Origin of the sequence: Pseudanabaena sp. BC1403, from assembly GCF_002914585.1 — a bacterium.
In the GTDB taxonomy this organism is placed as follows: domain Bacteria; phylum Cyanobacteriota; class Cyanobacteriia; order Pseudanabaenales; family Pseudanabaenaceae; genus Pseudanabaena.
This window is the reverse complement of the sequence record NZ_PDDM01000075.1, coordinates 1-921: the sequence shown is the minus strand read 5'-3', so window position 1 is coordinate 921 and position 921 is coordinate 1. Positions and strand designations below refer to the sequence as shown.

Annotated in this window: 2 protein-coding genes; both read left to right on the top strand. The window is 40.5% G+C overall.

Annotation, left to right across the window (positions count from 1 at the left end):
• Positions 1-65 precede the first annotated feature (65 nt).
• On the top strand, positions 66-452 hold the full coding sequence (locus CQ839_RS25865; protein WP_258040880.1) for an IS630 transposase-related protein: 387 nt from the start codon (positions 66-68) through the stop codon (positions 450-452).
• Positions 449-921: IS630 family transposase (locus CQ839_RS25860; protein ID WP_308455537.1), on the top strand; the 473-nt coding region annotated here is incomplete at its 3' end. The genes CQ839_RS25865 and CQ839_RS25860, both read left to right, overlap by 4 nt.

Genomic DNA, 921 nt, shown 5'->3' with positions numbered 1-921 from the left:
TATAGCAAAGTAAGGTTAAGATAGGACATAAAATTGAAACAGAAGAGACAGAAAAAGAAACGAAAATGACAGCAGCTTACAGCATAGATTTACGGAAGAAAGCAGTATCAGCCATAGACAGAGGAGAAAAAAAGAGTCATGTCTGCCGCACCTTGAACATCAGCAGAAATACGTTAGATCAGTGGCTAAAACGTAGAGAAGAGAAAGGAAGTCTAGCGCCCGAAGAGTATCAAAGAGGACCGAAACCGAAGATTGATGACCTAGAAGCATTCAAAACATTTGCCGAAACCCATGGACATTTGACCCAGAAAGAAATGTCGAAAAAATGGGTCAAACCAGTTAGTCGAGTGCTTATCGGAAAAGCAATGCGGAAACTCAACTTTACCCGTAAAAAAAAACTTACGGTTACCAAGAAAGGGACGAGCAACAGCGACAAGAATTTAAGCAACTGATACACACTCGTGCTAAAGAAAGATTCGTATATGTTGATGAAGCAGGTATCGATAATACGATTGATTATCCCTATGGATACTGCCACAAATCTGAGAGATTTCACGCTACCAAATTAGGACATCGTACCGAGAGATTGAGCATGATTAGTGGTTGGCGAGATGGCGAGATTATTGCACCAATGCTATTCAAGGGGTACTGTAATACTGGCTTAGTGTGTAAATGGATAGAGGAATTTCTCGTCCCAGAATTATTGCCAGGGCAAATAGTGGTCATCGACAATGCTAGTTTTCATCCTCAGCAAAGAATTAACCAATTAATCGCGCAAGCAGGATGTGAGGTGATATTTCTGCCTCCCTATTCTCCTGACTTAAACAAGATTGAGAAATTTTGGGCAAGGTTAAAACATCATGTCAGTAAGATTATAGGAAAATGTGAAAGTTTATGGGATGCCGTACAGCAAGCCTTCTG